Origin of the sequence: Candidatus Methanoperedens sp. (assembly GCA_012026795.1) — an archaeon.
GTDB lineage: Archaea > Halobacteriota > Methanosarcinia > Methanosarcinales > Methanoperedenaceae > Methanoperedens.
In genome coordinates this window covers 51,291-67,558 of record VEPM01000010.1, presented here as the reverse complement: position 1 = coordinate 67,558, position 16,268 = coordinate 51,291, and the positions used below count along the sequence as shown (strand labels likewise).

13 protein-coding genes are annotated in these 16,268 nt (G+C 40.5%); 4 read left to right on the top strand and 9 right to left on the bottom strand.

The window, feature by feature from the left end; translation table 11 throughout:
- Positions 1 to 54 precede the first annotated feature (54 nt).
- From FIB07_05425 to FIB07_05415, 3 genes are read right to left on the bottom strand one after another with little or no spacing between them, the layout of a single operon-like run.
- Positions 55 to 2,286: a metallophosphoesterase gene (locus tag FIB07_05425; protein NJD52292.1), complete on the bottom strand. Its 2,232-nt coding sequence runs from the start codon at positions 2,284 to 2,286 to the stop codon at positions 55 to 57.
- A complete protein-coding gene (locus tag FIB07_05420) occupies positions 2,283 to 3,620 on the bottom strand; it encodes a hypothetical protein (protein ID NJD52291.1) in 1,338 nt (445 codons plus the stop codon). Before FIB07_05420 ends, FIB07_05425 begins: the two co-directional genes overlap by 4 nt.
- Positions 3,621 to 3,670: 50 nt before the next feature.
- On the bottom strand, positions 3,671 to 3,844 hold the full coding sequence (locus FIB07_05415) for a CooT family nickel-binding protein (GenBank protein ID NJD52290.1): 174 nt from the start codon (positions 3,842 to 3,844) through the stop codon (positions 3,671 to 3,673).
- A 76-nt stretch (positions 3,845 to 3,920) separates the two neighbouring features.
- Here FIB07_05415 and FIB07_05410 point away from each other — a divergent pair, with 76 nt between their 5' ends.
- The 4 genes from FIB07_05410 to FIB07_05395 all read left to right on the top strand — a co-directional run bounded on the left by FIB07_05410 (position 3,921) and on the right by FIB07_05395 (position 8,473).
- Positions 3,921 to 4,808 carry an acyltransferase gene (locus tag FIB07_05410; protein ID NJD52289.1) on the top strand — a complete coding sequence of 296 codons (888 nt, stop codon included), beginning with the start codon at positions 3,921 to 3,923 and terminating at the stop codon, positions 4,806 to 4,808.
- Between the two features lie 92 nt (positions 4,809 to 4,900).
- Positions 4,901 to 7,102: a CDC48 family AAA ATPase gene (locus tag FIB07_05405; GenBank protein NJD52288.1), complete on the top strand. Its 2,202-nt coding sequence runs from the start codon at positions 4,901 to 4,903 to the stop codon at positions 7,100 to 7,102.
- A gap of 17 nt (positions 7,103 to 7,119) precedes the next feature.
- Positions 7,120 to 7,569 (top strand): Hsp20/alpha crystallin family protein, encoded by a 450-nt coding sequence (locus tag FIB07_05400; protein ID NJD52287.1) that lies wholly within the window; start codon positions 7,120 to 7,122, stop codon positions 7,567 to 7,569.
- Positions 7,570 to 7,600: 31 nt separating this feature from the next.
- A complete protein-coding gene (locus FIB07_05395; protein NJD52286.1) occupies positions 7,601 to 8,473 on the top strand; it encodes an ATP phosphoribosyltransferase in 873 nt (290 codons plus the stop codon).
- On the opposite strand, the gene FIB07_05390 is transcribed toward FIB07_05395, so the two are convergent.
- The 6 genes from FIB07_05390 to FIB07_05365 all read right to left on the bottom strand — a co-directional run bounded on the left by FIB07_05390 (position 8,454) and on the right by FIB07_05365 (position 16,225).
- Complete coding sequence (locus tag FIB07_05390) at positions 8,454 to 9,656, bottom strand: MBL fold metallo-hydrolase (protein NJD52285.1); 1,203 nt, start codon at positions 9,654 to 9,656, stop codon at positions 8,454 to 8,456. The genes FIB07_05395 and FIB07_05390 overlap by 20 nt on opposite strands.
- Positions 9,657 to 9,890: 234 nt before the next feature.
- Entirely contained in the window at positions 9,891 to 10,748 is an 858-nt protein-coding gene (locus FIB07_05385; protein NJD52284.1) for a 2-oxoacid ferredoxin oxidoreductase, read from the bottom strand.
- Between the two features lies 1 nt (position 10,749).
- Positions 10,750 to 12,501, bottom strand: a complete 1,752-nt coding sequence (locus tag FIB07_05380) for a 2-oxoacid:acceptor oxidoreductase subunit alpha (protein ID NJD52283.1) — start codon at positions 12,499 to 12,501, stop codon at positions 10,750 to 10,752.
- A 184-nt stretch (positions 12,502 to 12,685) separates the two neighbouring features.
- Positions 12,686 to 13,153 carry a hypothetical protein gene (locus FIB07_05375; protein NJD52282.1) on the bottom strand — a complete coding sequence of 156 codons (468 nt, stop codon included), beginning with the start codon at positions 13,151 to 13,153 and terminating at the stop codon, positions 12,686 to 12,688.
- A gap of 52 nt (positions 13,154 to 13,205) precedes the next feature.
- The gene (locus FIB07_05370) at positions 13,206 to 15,548 is read right to left on the bottom strand and encodes a CHAT domain-containing protein (GenBank protein ID NJD52281.1); all 2,343 of its coding nucleotides are present in this window, start codon (positions 15,546 to 15,548) and stop codon (positions 13,206 to 13,208) included.
- A 98-nt stretch (positions 15,549 to 15,646) separates the two neighbouring features.
- Positions 15,647 to 16,225 carry an Lrp/AsnC family transcriptional regulator gene (locus FIB07_05365; GenBank protein NJD52280.1) on the bottom strand — a complete coding sequence of 193 codons (579 nt, stop codon included), beginning with the start codon at positions 16,223 to 16,225 and terminating at the stop codon, positions 15,647 to 15,649.
- Positions 16,226 to 16,268 lie beyond the last annotated feature (43 nt).

The window sequence follows — 16,268 nt, the reverse complement described above, 5'->3', positions numbered from 1 at the left end:
AATCGTTAAGAATTTTGATTTAATTAATATTTTAATTATATAATCCAATTTAACCTAAGATATCTTATCTCTAAACTCCTTATATTCTAAAGTACATGGTTTTCCATCATCATGTGAAAAATTATTCCAGGCATAATCAAAATGGTCTTTCCATATTTGATACATTTTGTTTTCAATTCCTTCGTGTGTCATCTTTTTTATCATAAGCATTGGCAATTTGCCACCAATCGAAACAACTTTACCTTCAATCTTATACATCGGATAGGTCTCAACAAATACAAAATCATCAGTTATGATTAGCAACACAGATGGAATTAAATCATATAATTTGAATTTAATTTTCTCTGGTTTTTCAATATTAAGATTACGAAGCCGGTCTAATGAAAGTTCAATATGTGTTCTTAATCCATGACCCTTTTCGAGTCCATCCCTAATCTCATATGCATTGGATTTCGGACATAATATTAGAACCTCTAAAGTACATTTGTTTTCTGATCTGTTAAGATTTTTGACAATCATTCTTGCAATAACATTTTCAGGATAGTCAATATCAAAAATATCTTGTGCTGCAACGCAATAAATTTGAATTTTCCCAGAATTCTTATCAAATTGATTAGAAATTGCCCTATAAATTTGGTCTTTATAGCGTTCTCTCCCAGCTTCGATTTCAGAAACCTTTCTTAAGAAAATGTCCTCTATTCCTAATTCATTTGTAGCTTTAAGAACATTTATACTATATTTAGATGGTTTTACTGATTTATCTGACCAAGTCTCTTTAAAATGACGCACTAAATCTATTCCAATTACAGAATCTGATGAAACTATGTCAAATGGCGTATCTGTAAGGGGTTCAGGTTTTTCATCTTTATCTATATTTATTTTTTTAAAAAGTACTGCATTATCAATAATGATAGTTGCTATGCATCTTTCTTTTTGATAAAATCTACATATGTCTTCAAATATTATATCGTTTTTTTTACACGCTGTTCTGGCATGTTCAATAGATTCATTTAATCTTATTATAAAATTCTTAGAATCGGCATGTGCTTTGCTAATAATTGTATCAGGCGCATTGGGATTTAGAAATAGAACTTTGAAATCCAATTTCTCTGCCTTTTGTCTGTTAAGAAATTTAGTTAATTCATTTCTAACACTGCTATCGAATAATTTCCAATTTTTCCGTCCAAAAATCCATAGTCTTCGTGTTGTATTTTCTAGAAGTATTTTATATAACTCAGGAGATTCAAATCCTTTTGAAAAATGAATTGAAGGAGTCTTGGAGCATATTTGACAATCTTTTATTTCTTGGATAGCTTCTATAACACTTCGGATATTTTCAGGATAAATAAAGAAATGAAATTTACCATTCTTCGCTTCTGACCCATCTGGAGTCCATTTACCGTGTTTGTTTTGTTGCACAGAAAAAACTTTTCTGTCAACTGAAACTTTTATGGTTGGTTCAAGTTCCAATGTTATTAATTGAAATTGATTTTGAACCTCAAAATCAGTACGGGCTGGTCTTAGAGAGGTGCTACCTGCTGATAGAATAAAAATCTGATTTCCATTCACCAGATTTCGTCTTAATTCAGCGCTTGCAATGTGTTGGTGTCCATGCAAAAGTAATTGAATTTTTGCATCTATTAATTTGTGCTGGATTATATCAGCATCGCGGATGTTCGTCTGATCATTATCACTATTTCTCGTAAAGTTATGGTGGACAATAGCTATTCTAAAAGTTGTATTCTTTTTTTCAATTTCTTGAATTGCGCCATCTATTTGTTTGAAAGATATCTCCCCTCGCATATCATCTTTGGTAATATTGATTGCAGAATTGAGCCCTATTATCAAAATCTGATCATTACACGCTTTGCTAACATAATAGGAATGATTAAATTTTGTACAAAATTCTTGTGATCCATGGAGAGATTGAATAAAAAAATTATATTGGAAAAATTTTGCGTCAAAATTTTTTTCTGCATCATTAAGTCCTGTTTTGTTACACTCTAAATCATGATTTCCTGGAACTATATACAGGGTAGGTTGTTTACCACACTTTTTAAATTCTGCGTCCAGCTTTTTAAAAAATTCTAATGCATCTTGATATTCTTTTTTACTGGCAGAGTGTGCAATATCGCCAGTGACTACTATCATATCCGGCGGTATTTTTACTTCATCTGCAATAGATTTAGCGAAAGTTCCAATGTTTGAATCTGGAGTAGGATTATTATATCTATTTTTTTTGCCAAATTGTAAATCTGAAAGATGAAGAATTCTAATTGTGCTCATGTATTATCTAATTTATTTCTTATCTGTTTTATAACACGATCTCTTTTTTCAATAGACATCTTTGCAGCATAATTAATTTGTCGTTTCATATAATCAAAGTCCTCAGGCGTATTTTCACCAATTACTTTTTTTATGGGAGTATACGCAGATTCTCTAAATCGTGGTGTCAAATCATGAACATCATCATTAATAATAATTTCCACTCCTTTGCCTTCCTCAACTCTTCCAACGATATCAATTTCTACATCCTGCTTTCGTATGCATTCAATAATTTCATTGGCATACTCTGGTCTTGCTATAATTAAAAGTGCATCCAAAGAAACACCAAGATAATCAATTTCAAGTTTTTCAAGCATCTCCAGTACCCGACCATTGACAAGTCGACGCAATTTATCATCATCAAAAATAAGTTTTACTCCTGCAGCTTTTGATATTTCGCTTGCATCTCCGCGTATTCCACCATTGGTAACATCCGTCATTGCATGGATTTTTGATATCAAATTAGAATTGATTAAGGCTCTGCATGCATCGAAGAATTTAACATTAAGCGTTTCTTTTACCACTTCATGCATTCCATTATAAAGAGCCGTTGTCGAAATTGTAGCACCTCCTGATCCTTCCGTCATTAGTATAACATCTCCTTCTTGTGCAGATTTGCGAGGAGTCAAATTTGTCGCGATCCCCAATGCACCAACACATCCGCTCATTCTTGTTCCAATTACAACATCTCCTCCAATACGAAGAGTACTACCAGTAATCAATGGCACACCTGTCAACTTTGATATTGCTGTAATTCCAGCAATGTGATCGAAAATCTTGGCAACATCTCCATCATCGGCGACATGGATATCTGAAAATAAAGCAATTGGATGCGAACCCATAACATAAATATCTCTAAGCGCTGCTCTTGCGTCATGAAAACCAGCCAAAAACGGAAAATCACTAAGTCTTGAGTGCATTCCATCAACTGTCATAAGTATATATTTTCCATCATCCAATTTCATGACTCCTGCATCATCTAAATGAGATGAATCGATAACTGCATCAGTTTTTCCAATTATTTCAGCAATCTTCTCATGAACGTGAAAATCGCCTTTTCCACGAGATCCAACTCCAAATTCACCCATGCAGACACCGGACAGGGTTGAAGTCAATACATCCCCCTCCACATTGAGGGTGGTTTTTGCTTCCATCAAAATGGCCTCAGCAATTTGTTTAGCTTCTACTCCTGATATGTTTTTAATTTCGACGATCCTATCAATAAGTTTATTTTTGATATTAATTTCATTCTCACCTTTATCTAAAAACCTTTTTGCATACCCTTCTAAATCCATAGAAACATCCGTTTGCTCCAATAATTTTAAATATTACTTGCTGTATTTTTTTAACATTCTATTGTAGCTTCCTGTTTTGTAATATTAACATCCACAATCCTGCCACGAACGGTCTTACTCTCACCAAGCAGGCTCTGGAGTATGATATTTTCCCTTTCCTGTGTGATTCGCACCACATCTTCCATGATCGTTTTTCCTTTAAGAATTACTTTTAGTTCACACATGAGTGTTAAATCGGTCTATTTGATATTAATATTTATCATACCCTGCAACTATACAGAGTGTGGAGGCTTTAGGCTTTTGGCTGAACTGAAAGGACTCATAATACCCGATCATACTGTCATGGAAGAACACTCTATCGTTGTCCAGGGAGATATTATTGTGGGAAATTATGCTGAACTGGGCTACGGCCTGATCGCTAACCTGATCGTCGCTGGTGAGCATGTCAAGATCAATGGGAATGTCATTTCCAGGGATGATGTCCGCATCGATATGTGGTCAGAGATACAGGGTGAAGTCAGGACAAAATCTGATGCATACCTCGGGGAATTTGTCAAAATATCAGGAAAACTCTTTGCTGCAGGAAATCTTGATGTTGGGAATGATGTAAAGATCGATGGAGGGTATGATGTAAAAGGATGGCTGGTAGTACGCCAGCCTCTCCCTGTTGTAATGTTCATTTTCTTTTATTTGATGGCGCTTTTGCAGCTTGGCAGTGAAGAAGAAGTGGAAAAAGCGCTCGAAGAGCTTTTCTCGGATAATACACCGGAGAATAAAATATTATCAATCCCGAACAGGGCAAAAATTGATCTTAATACAATAAGAGCCAATACGCGCGCAACAGTTGGAAGCTATTGCCGCCTGCTCGGGAATTTCAGATCAAGATCAATGTCTATGGGAAACCATGATACATTGTTTGGAAGCATCCGAACTTCGGGCGATATCACCGTGGGTAAAAGTTGCACAATCCATGGGAATCTTATTTCAACAAAAGGAAAAGTCAGAGTAGGACGAAACAGCAGGATTCTTGGTAAAATAACAGCGGATACTATCCAACTTCATGAAACCTCAATAACTGAGGGGGCGCTGGAAGCATTAAACGGTGTTACAATAGAAAAGGATGATCTGGAAGGATTTAGTGAGATAGAGACAAAACTATTCTATGGATTTTTGATGCTTGATGTTTGATTGTAGTGCGACTCTTAATGCGTAATTCACATATAAAATAAAGACGCATGAATTTAAGTATTATCACGACAAAAATATAATCAGGAAAGACTATGAACGATAGAATAATGCTGAGGGTTGCCGAAGCCCATCACAGGGACGTAGGCAGGGATATTGCGCGGATAGATCGGGATACCATGGAACAAATAGGTATCTTAAGCGGCGATGTCGTAATGGTAGTGGGTAAGGAAAAGGCGTGTGTTATCGCAGCACCCGGATATCCTGAAGACCAGGGGATGGATATAATAAGGATAGATGGGAGCATAAGAGCAAATGCCCGTGTGGGGATAGATGATAAAATATATCTCCAGAAATCAACCCCGCAGGTCGCAAAAAGAGTGGTACTTGCCCCGACCGAGCAAATACGCCTTGTCGGAGGCCCGCAGTACCTGATAAGGCTTCTTGAAGGACGGCCTGTCACAAAAGGACAGCGCCTGCGCGTAGAGACTGTAAGCAACCCTTTATCATTCATTGTCATATCAACACAGCCCCAGAGCCCTGTTATCGTATCAAGGACAACAAGCCTTGTTGTAAAAGAAGAGGTCATAGAAGATATCGAAGTGCGACAAACTCATCTTACCTATGAAGATATCGGGGGCCTGCGGCGCGAGATCGGCCTTATCAGGGAAATGATAGAACTTCCGCTCCGGCATCCTGAACTCTTCGAAAAACTCGGTATAGAGCCGCCTAAAGGTGTTATGCTTCACGGTCCGCCAGGAACAGGGAAGACAATGATCGCAAAAGCTGTGGCGAATGAGACTGATGCGAATTTTGTTTCGATAAGCGGACCTGAGATAATGAGTAAATTCTACGGGGAATCCGAGAAGCATATCCGCGAGATCTTCGAAGAAGCAGAAAAGAGCGCTCCTACAGTCATTTTTATAGATGAAATTGATAGTATTGCCCCTAAGAGAGAAGAAGTCACAGGTGAAGTGGAGAGGCGTGTTGTTGCGCAGCTTCTGTCTTTGATGGATGGCCTGAAAAAACGAGGCCAGGTTATTGTAATTGCAGCAACGAACAGGCCAAATGCCGTGGATGCTGCCCTCCGGCGCGGGGGGCGTTTTGACCGCGAGATCGAAATCGGCATCCCGGACAGGCTTGGACGCTTTGATGTACTCCAGATACATACAAGAGGTATGCCTCTTGCTGAGGATATGTCAGAAGAAAAAGGATTGCGCGAGATCGCAGATATGACGCATGGTTTTGTGGGCGCTGACCTCTCTTCTCTTTGCAAGGAAGCTGCAATGCACGCTATCCGAAAGATACTTCCCCTGATCAACATTGAGGAAGAGATCCCGGCTGAAATAATGGAAAAAATCTGTGTGACAAAAGAGGATTTCCAGAATGCGCTCCAGAACATCGAGCCATCGGCACTTCGTGAAGTGTTCATTGAAGTTCCCGCTGTGCGGTGGACGGAGATCGGGGGACTGGAATCGGTAAAACAGGAACTCATCGAGGCAGTTGAATGGCCCCTGAAATATCCCGAAGCTTTTGAAGCAATCCATACAAGGCCCCCAAGGGGCGTTCTCTTATTTGGCCCTCCGGGGACAGGTAAGACAATGCTTGCAAAAGCAATAGCTACAGAAAGTGAAGCAAATTTCATAAGTATCAAAGGGCCTGAACTGCTGAGTAAATATGTCGGGGAATCGGAAAAAGCTATAAGGGAAACATTCAGGAAGGCAAGGCAGGCTGCGCCAACAATCATATTTTTTGATGAGATAGATTCGATGGTACCAACACGCGGAGTTGCATTTGATAGTGGTGTGACCGAAAGAATGGTGAGCCAGATATTGACCGAGATCGACGGGCTTGAAGAACTTAAGAACGTGGTCGTGGTTGCTGCAACCAACCGTCCGGATATGGTTGACCCGGCGCTACTCAGGCCAGGGAGGCTTGAGAGGTTCATATATGTACGGCCTCCTGATATGAAAGAACGTAATATTATATTTAATATCCATCTTAAGGGCAAACCGATTTCTCCTGAAATTGATATAGGGGAACTTGCACAGAGGACGCAGGGTTATGTCGGTGCGGATATCGAGGCAATATGTCATGAAGCTGCCATAATCGCCCTGCGGGACTGGATTAAACCGGGTATGGATAGGGAAACCGTAAAAATTGAAGCTTTGAATGTCAGGATACAAAAGGAACATTTTGAGAAAGCTTTTACCATGGTAAGACCCACACAATGGGATCAAAAAGAATACGAGGCTATGGCTGACATCGCAAAAGCTATCAATAAGAACAAAAAATGAAGATATAAGATATAAACATGAAAAAAATAAATGATTTCAAGGAATTCATTGAAAAATTGGAAGAAACATTAAATGAGATCATGAATGATATGGAAATCTCGAACAAAAAGCCGGTAAACATCTGCATATCTGTTAACATTATACCGGTAATGGCTGCTAATCCGGGAGATGTTTTTATAGTAAATAAAGACAAAACGCCTGTTGATGTACTTGAAACTGAAAAAAAGATATATGTTTTGATAGGACTTGCGGGAATTAAACCAAAAGACATTACATTAACATTTTCGGGAAAAGCTCTTGGGATTTATGTAAATAATCCGGAAAATTTAGTAAATGAAATGGTAGAATTGCCTGCAAGGATTAACAAAACCGGAATCAAAACCACATACAAGAACGGAATTCTTGAAATTATATTCAATAAGACTAAACATATTAAGAAGAGCAGGAATAGTCAGCAAAGCTTTTAATCCGTGACTCCATTAAGGAATCCGAATTATTATGTTAGACATCGCTCTCCCAAAGGGTAGTCTTGAAGAACAGACTCTCCTTTTATTCAAACAAGCAGATCTTGAGATTAGAAAAACTGACCGTGAGTATAATCCAGCAGTAAAAGACCCGCGGATAAGGAAAGTCAAGATACTGCGTCCCCAGGAAATCCCAAAATATGTTGAAGAAGGTTATTTTGACCTGGGTATCTCCGGAAAGGACTGGGTCATGGAATCCGATTCTGATGTTGTGGAAGTCGCAGATATGTTCTACAGCAAGATGGGTGAAGGTATTGTCAGGATCGTTATTGCTGTCCCGAATGAAAAGGATATCAGGAGCGCAAAGGATATTAAACCCGGGAGCAGGGTTTCGACTGAATACCCAAACCTCACGAAGAAATTTTTTGATAAGCTTGGAATAGCAGTGGATCTTCGTTATTCCTATGGCGCGACTGAAGCAAAAGTCCCTGAACTTGTGGATGTAATTGTGGATCTGACAGAAACAGGATCGACTCTGCGGAAAAACGGGTTAAAGATCGTGGATACCATTCTTGAATCAAATACAAAACTCATCGCAAATAAGAAATCAATGAAAGACCCTGTAAAAAGAAAAGAGATCGAAGAGATACGGATCCTTTTGCAGGCAGTACTTGAAGCGCGCGGCAAGGTTTTCATAGTGATGAATGTCCCTGAAGACAGGCTTGATGCAGTTGTAAGTGGTCTACCCGCAATGAAAAGGCCAACGGTCTCAAAACTCTATAAATCTGATTACTATGCGGTTGAAACCGTTGTAAGTAAGAGCGAGATCAATATCCTGATACCCAGGCTCAAGGCACTTGGCGCAGAGGATATACTTGAAATAGATATTACGAAGATTGTACATTAACTTTCATTTTTTGCGCGAACTGCCTTCCGAATTCCACGCATTTATCAAGTTCCTCTTTTGAAGGCTGCCATTTGAATTTTATACCTTCCTGGAGGATTTTTATCTTTGCTTTTTCAAGCGTTTCCTCGATTTGCCTGACATTTTCACCGCTCCAACCGTAAGATCCGAAAGCTGCGCCAACTTTATTCTTGAACTTCAATCCCTTAAGGTCTTCGAGTATTGGCTTTATAGTTGGCAAAAGACCACTATTCAATGTTGGTGAACCGATAATAATACCTTTTGTCTTAAAAATCTCTGTAAGTACATCGTTCCTGTCGCATACTGCCATATTGAAAAATTTATAATTCACACCTTCTTTTTCGAGTCCCTGCGCAATGGCTTCCCCCATTTTTTCTGTGGCTTTCCACATTGTATCATATATGATTACAACTGAGCCATCGTTTTTTCCCTGTGCCCATTCATAATATTTATTTACTATCTGAAGAGGGTCTTTCCTCCAGATTATTCCGTGACTGGGCGCAATAATATCCACCGGGATGTTCAATTTCTTGAACTCATCTATTTTCCTGATAACAAGATCACTGAAAGGCGTGAGGATATTTGCATAGAATTTTATTGCTTCCTGGTACACCTCTATCTCATCGACCTCATCATTGAAACGGGAAGATGATGCAAAATGCATGCCGAAGGCATCGTTTGGCATGAGTATATTTTTACCTGTGAGATATGTGAACATGCTGTCAGGCCAGTGAAGCATTGGCGCAGCTACGAAAACGAGGCTGTTTTTCCCGAGGCTTATGCTGTCACCAGTCTTTACGACCTTGAAATTCCAGTCTTCATGATAATGTTTTGGAATACTCTCTCTTCCTTTTTCCGAAACGACTACGGTAGCATCAGGGATAAGCTTCATCAATTCAGGAAGTCCCCCGGAATGGTCAACCTCGGCATGGTTTGCGATCACGTAATCGATCTTTTTTACATCGATGATCTGTTCAATGTTCTTTATCATCTCCTGTGAATAAGGACCCCATACCGTGTCCACGAGAGCTACTTTTTCGTCAATTATAAGGTATGCATTATACGTCGTGCCCCTGTGTGTTGAATATTCGTGACCGTGAAACTGCTTGATATTCCAGTCAACAACTCCAACCCAGTAAACGCCTTCTTTTAATTCCACTGTCATATGTATCACTCCGATTTTTTGATAATAGATTGCTGTATTGACATTTTAGAGTTTATTCTATTAAATACTATCTTATGTTGGGACTGTGGGACAAAAATATTAGGTAACCCCTGATATGACCAAACTCAGTCTTTTTTCTGAGCCTTTTTTCAATATCAGCGTTTTGCAATTGCATTATTATACTCTCCTGAAATATTTATATGCTATTAAAAGCAACGCTTACGATTTAAATCTTTACGTAAAATCATCCATAAGCCCGCTTATATCAATATTATCGATAGGCTGCTTCACAAGCGGTGTATCCTTTATCTGCGGCAGTTCATCCTCATAAGTTGGCGATAGCACTTCATAAAATATCCCGATCGGTATATGCTCACCCCATTCCTGCGACTTTATCAAAGCCTTGATTTTATCTGCCTTATCATGCCCCGCATCCTGGATATCATAGATCCGCTGCTTGTACCAGTCATAAGTATTGATAAAGTTAAAGCTCACACAGGGCTGAAGTACATCTATGAAAGACAGGCCCCTGTGCCTGACAGCAGCAAGGATGGTTTTCTGGAGATGTTTGACATCGCCCCCAAAACTTCGCGCAACAAAAGTCGCCCCTGCGGAAATAGCAAGGGCTATCGGGTTAACAGGTACTTCGATTACGCCTGATGGTGTGGATTTCGTTCTCACTCCCTTTTCACTTGTTGGTGAGGTCTGCCCTGTGGTAAGGCCATATATCATATTATTGTGGACGATATAGGTCATATCGATATTCCTTCGCATCGTATGGATAAAATGACACATGCCAATCCCGTACCCATCGCCGTCTCCTCCCACTGTGAACACTGCCAGTCCGTTATTTGAAAGCTTTATTGCTGTCGCCACAGGCAATGCCCTTCCATGTATCCCGTGAAGGCCGTATGTTCGTATCCAGTGAGGCAGTTTTCCAGAGCATCCTATACCCGATATCATTGCTATATTTTCCGGCTCTATGTTGAGTTCGACAATAGCCCCTTTTAGCGCAATTAATATCCCGAAATTGGCACATCCGGGACACCAGTTTGGCCTCTCGATAACATTTAAGTCCGTCATTTTAACCATATTAACCATGTGTTACCACCTCTTTTACTTCAGTGAATATGTCTTCAGGATAAAACGGCCTCCCGTCATATTTCAGGATCCTTTTATCCACATCCTTACCCGTTCTCTCCCTGATAATATCAGCAAATTGTCCTGAGAAATTGTTTTCCACCACCACCGTCTTTTTTGCAGATCCCAGAACCTCTGAGACCTTTTCAGACGGGAACGGATTCAAATATACTACCTGGAGAAAATTCACTCTGACGCCTTCCTTTTCAAGCAATATCATAGCCTCTTTTATCGGGCCTTTTGTGGAACCTGTTGCAATTATCGTGACCTCTGCATCATGTGACCCGACCAGTTCGGGCTGTTTTATTTCTTTTGCAAGAATATCCATTTTTCGCGCTCTTTTTTGCACCATTTTTATCCTGACATCGATGTCTTCCCTGATGTTTCCTTCTTCATCATGTTCATCGCTTGAAGCCGTGTATATTCCCTTTTTCATGCCGGGAATTGTTCTCGGGGAAATACCGTTTTCCGTATATTTATACCTCTTAAAAAAAGAGGTTTCAGGAGATGCGGCAAGATCAGTGGGAGATGCATAACTTCCACGGTCTATGGTTATTCTTTTTGTATCAAACTTATCGGTTGACTTGTGGCTTTCTGCAAGGTTCTTATCGCTTAAAACAATTACAGGGGTCTGGTATTTTTCTGCGATGTTGAATGCTACCTGTGTCAGATAAAAACTTTCCTCGACATCCCCGGGAACAACTATGGGCCGCGGGAAATCACCCTGCGAAGCATTGAGGGCGAATTTCAGATCCCCCTGCTCGGACCATGTGGGCATTCCCGTGCTTGGCCCCGGGCGCATTGACAGGATTATTACTACCGGGACTTCAAGCATTCCTGCAAGCCCGTATCCTTCGGTCATGAGACAGAAACCCCCGCCTGATGTACCGGTCATTGCCCTTACACCTGTAAAGCCGGCACCTATTGCCATGTTAATTGCCGATATCTCATCTTCTGTGTGCTTGACAACGATATTGAACCTTCGCTCCTGGGCTGCCATGAAATGCAAAATAGAAGATGCAGGAGTCATAGGATATGCGGCATAGAACTTGCATCCTGCATTTATTGCGCCCATACATATTGCATCATTGCCTGTAAGGATCATACGCCCCGGTTTTCCTATCGTCTCAAGCTTGTATTCAAAATCATTCTTGAAATTATTCTTGATATAATCGTAACCCGCTCTTGCTGCTTTTGTATTTTCATTGATTACCTTATCACCTTTTCTTTTGAAGTTATCCTTTATAACTTCCTCAACAATTCCAAAATCATAATCTATAAGTGCTATAGATGCCCCCAGGGCAACATTATTTTTCATTATCACCTGCGCTCCGATTTCCTTGATTATATTATTAAACGGGATCGGGTAGAGCCGGATATTGTCATTTATTTCCTTCGGTTCTATGGCTTCAGAGCTATCATAGATGATTCCCGCGCCGTTTACAAGCTCACCCTTATGCAATAATATCGTTTCTTTATTCAGGGCAATTAATATATTTACTGATTTTAACTGGGAAAATATCTCCTGGTCTTCCACTCTCACCTGCAAATTATTATGTCCGCCTTTTATAAGTGAAGGATATTCACTGATATCATACACATGAAGACCGCCGCGACAGCATGATTGTGAGAATATCATACCTGTAGCCATAATTCCCTCTCCTGCTTTTCCGCCTATTTTCCATGTTAGCCTGTTAATTACCATAGTATCACTTCACCCCAGGTACGATTGTCAAATGTTATCCTGATTTTCGTAACAATCATACCAACGGCTCCAAATAAAACATGTATTCAATAAGCAATATAGTTTGCTTTTATTGGTTTTGGCGCTTAGATTTTCAGGTTTCAAAAATTGGCTTCGTATAATTATATTGCTAACACCGGCAAGGTCATACCGTCGGAAGATTTTTTTTCCATGTCTGGCAGAATTCTTCATACACCGGGCGGAAAAATCGCTTGACAAGTATTACAGCTACAACGGCGGCAATGGCAGGAGCCAATCCTAGATTTGTCACTAGAAGAGCCGATAGGGCTGCTGCTATAGTCGCTTCATCGTTGGTACTGAAAGCTTTTATCAGGTCTTTTCTATCGTTCGTATCTTCTGTCTCAGAGCCACAGATGAGCTTGTATGCCTCCAGGTCCAGGCGGTTGAATAGCCGCTGCCCGAACTCCATCACATCTTCCTTGAGCCCCATCTGTGCCTTGTCATAGGTGACCTGAGGTTCGAACGAACTGCCCTTTGTCGGGTCTTGCGCTATGGCTTTTGCGCGGATCCCTAGTTTTTCGTATAGCTGTTCCTCATCGGATTTCAACAATTTCTGAACTGCCGGCTCAGCTTGTTTTGATAAATCTACCATATTTTACCCCATAAACAACTAATACTGCCATCAATTTATAGTTTTCCATACATCAAAATCTTGGCGGCTCAAAGCGCACGGTCACCGGGCCGAATAGCGTGTATGCAAGGCCGAGAGGATTATTGAGTTCCATGAAATATCGCCGGGCGTTCAGTAAAACACTGCCAGCCTGTCCCCCGGCTAGAAAGTCCCCCAGGAATTTTTCTGCAAACGGATGTGCAAATTCTACAGTCATAGGACATTCTGTCCCTATTACCCCACTGGCGCCGCTCGTGAGGAAAAAATGAATAAAGCTGTCCGATAAAGATGGAGTTATCTGTGCGGATTCGCACATATTCAATATAACGAAAGGATGGGACTGGAAATGGAGATCTTGAATCCTGTAAAGCTCTTCAAGATACAGCTTCCCATTGGACAGCTCGATCCAAGAACTATCTGGTTCGAATTTTTTTTTCTTTATGCTTTCATACAATAGTCTGTAGGTCTCAAGCAAGGGTGAGTTCTTATCCAGACTCTCATACCGCCTGATAAATAAATCAAGATTCAATCCTCCACCGATGTCAGCCCGGCGGTGCCGGGTATAGCCATGAGTGTAGAAGTAGAGAATATGAGCATCACATTTGTTCAATAGTTTCATACAATCATCTGCTTCTGTGATGGGAGGAGTGATTTCAAGGCTACCTGCGCTTCTTGCCTTTAGTTTTTCCAAAAACGATATTTCTTTGTCTGCATTCCTGAAGGCTTCCCACAGCATGAACCCGAGCTTGAGCCTGTCTGCAATCTTAACAGGCTCATCTGTCCCTTTATTTCTATTGGGCAACTGCTGTTCTATGCAATATCTGAGTCCCCAGAAGCCCTCAAGATCCGGGAGTTCATAATCTTTACCCGATATATCCCTGTCATAGAGCAAGGCCCATGGGAACACAAAGCTTGCAGCATCCTGATGAAGGGAAATTTGAACGATACCTCCCTCCCTGACAGTATGGTTTTTTAACCACTTACCTATCCTGTATATTGAGGTGTCTTTTTCAAGCAAGAACAGTTTTGTCCAGAGAGTTTGACCTGCTCTGGCAAGCCTGCGAACGCTCGCAATGAAATCATCCTTTTCTCCTTTCAGTCCAGATGTAAAAGTATTGCTCATCGCAATGTCGTACCATATATTTCGTATGTTTAACAGGAGGTCTTCCAGGTCTGGTGTAGGGATGTAAGCCGAAGCTGTTAAAACAATTTTTTGGTCTGGAGATTTGAAGAAGGCAAACGTGAATGAAAAGCTCTCTCCCTTTTTATTGATGTCAATATGCAAATCCCTGGGCACGATCTTATCAAAGTCCCGGTAATCAAGCTCCCGTCTTTCCTGTTCAAGCCAAAATGGTTCGTCCAACCCAAATCGTGACCGGGTTGAATCATCAAACCCGCCAACGACTTCGGCGTATATCATAACAACCTCAATTAGATTGAATTCATAATAAAGACGGATTCTGATCTGGGTTAAGTCGTTCTTACTGTCAGACTCCTTTAATGGTATGACATGGAAAATGGCATTCTCTACGGAGTCACCGCGAGGAGGGAGAATCAGTGTCTGGGTTTGATCTTTAATCATAATGTAATCTTCATGTTCCGTTGCTGCTGTTACCATAATAGTTACATTTTGCTCCTGTCCGGGTTCCTGGATAGGAGCCCTTTTTTCTCCTTTAAAAGGGATACCTTTTATCTTGGCCCGCACTGCTACTTCCAATTTATACTCCTGCCCTGTTTGCAGCGTGTGCCCCTTTGGTACTTCCTGGCCATGTTTGCTTCCTTCAGCGTAAATGAAGGTAAAATCGGCATATCGCAGCGAAGGTTCGACTGGAAAGACCTTGCTGATTGGTTTGCGGAGGTCTATCTTTCTATCGATAGGCGAACCAATCCGATCCGTGCCAAGATCACTCTTTTTGGATGCCCACTCTTTTGCATACTTTGGCGGTACTTCTGGCAGATCTAACTGTGGTTCCGCATATACTTCCCGCTCTGGCGGTTTGGCTCTCGTTAAGGTGGGCTTTCTGGCCATAGCTTGTAATGGAAAGAGAACCCGGATATTTTCTGAAATCAAATTCCGTATATCCCCACTGATTTTGTCGAAATAGGTTGATACAATCTGTTCAACATTGGATACGAACTTATCATTTTTGGAGAATTTTAGCAATAATTCATTTCTTAAATTCTCAGGCAACTTGTCAAAGTATGCATATAAAATATTAACAACAAAAATAACAGCTTCATTTTTTTCCGACAGCCTTAGCAACAGCTCATTTCTTTTGCTCTCAGGAATATTATCAAAATTAGCTTCTAAATTCCGGCCTTCTTCCCTGACATCCTCAGATGTTTTAGAAGAAATGCCACTATCGTTTTCACCCATTATTTCACCTACCGGTATTTATTAAAATTTGAATCAATCATATATTAAATTACCGGTCAACAGGAGGTGTTAACTAACAGCCCCACTTCCCGAAACATTCACTTCCAGATATTTCCGCTATAACTGTTTGTCACCGGGCACCCCATGCAGCGGTTCGATATATGATGGCTACAGTCTTTGCAGTTACATCCATTACCGCAGGGAGGCGTATCGCTGGACTCAAAATTCATTTTTATTGGCATTACAAAGTCTTTCATTGTTGCTATGACGATACTGACCTCAGCAGCCCTGACCAGGGGATTGCCCCTGAGATGGCCGTCAACAATTGCTTCCAGGGTGGCGATGTCCTCGCCAACGAAGAAAAGGCATAAGTTATGTTTTCCCGAAACGATAAGACCGTTTAGGAAATATGGGCAATCCTTAAAAATATCAAGAACAGACGAAGTGTTATTTGCTATTACATCTACCTTTGCCATATACAGGTTCACTTTTTTCAGGTTCATTCCCACGATATGCGAGAGAGCGCCATTTTTTTTTAATTTGTGAATCCTTGCGCTAACGGATGGCTGGGATATTTTGAGTTTTTCTGCCATTTCACTCTGGGGCATTTCAGGGTATTTTTCAAGAAGGGATAATATTTCCCGGTCTCTTTTATCAAGGTCAAGGAATTGTTTCATTGATTCTCATATTTACATTGAATATTATATAGTTTTCTATAAT

What these genes read in the sequence shown, in the direction of transcription:
- FIB07_05370 (NJD52281.1), bottom strand. Translation starts at nt 15,548, where the DNA reads ATGGGTGAAAACGATAGTGGCATTTCTTCTAAAACATCTGAGGATGTC.
- FIB07_05385 (NJD52284.1), bottom strand. Translation starts at nt 10,748, where the DNA reads ATGGTTAAAATGACGGACTTAAATGTTATCGAGAGGCCAAACTGGTGT.
- FIB07_05390 (NJD52285.1), bottom strand. Translation starts at nt 9,656, where the DNA reads ATGACAGTGGAATTAAAAGAAGGCGTTTACTGGGTTGGAGTTGTTGAC.
- FIB07_05380 (NJD52283.1), bottom strand. Translation starts at nt 12,501, where the DNA reads ATGGTAATTAACAGGCTAACATGGAAAATAGGCGGAAAAGCAGGAGAG.
- FIB07_05415 (NJD52290.1), bottom strand. Translation starts at nt 3,844, where the DNA reads ATGTGTGAACTAAAAGTAATTCTTAAAGGAAAAACGATCATGGAAGAT.
- FIB07_05400 (NJD52287.1), top strand. Translation starts at nt 7,120, where the DNA reads ATGAAAAAAATAAATGATTTCAAGGAATTCATTGAAAAATTGGAAGAA.
- FIB07_05420 (NJD52291.1), bottom strand. Translation starts at nt 3,620, where the DNA reads ATGGATTTAGAAGGGTATGCAAAAAGGTTTTTAGATAAAGGTGAGAAT.
- FIB07_05375 (NJD52282.1), bottom strand. Translation starts at nt 13,153, where the DNA reads ATGGTAGATTTATCAAAACAAGCTGAGCCGGCAGTTCAGAAATTGTTG.
- FIB07_05425 (NJD52292.1), bottom strand. Translation starts at nt 2,286, where the DNA reads ATGAGCACAATTAGAATTCTTCATCTTTCAGATTTACAATTTGGCAAA.
- FIB07_05405 (NJD52288.1), top strand. Translation starts at nt 4,901, where the DNA reads ATGAACGATAGAATAATGCTGAGGGTTGCCGAAGCCCATCACAGGGAC.
- FIB07_05365 (NJD52280.1), bottom strand. Translation starts at nt 16,225, where the DNA reads ATGAAACAATTCCTTGACCTTGATAAAAGAGACCGGGAAATATTATCC.
- FIB07_05395 (NJD52286.1), top strand. Translation starts at nt 7,601, where the DNA reads ATGTTAGACATCGCTCTCCCAAAGGGTAGTCTTGAAGAACAGACTCTC.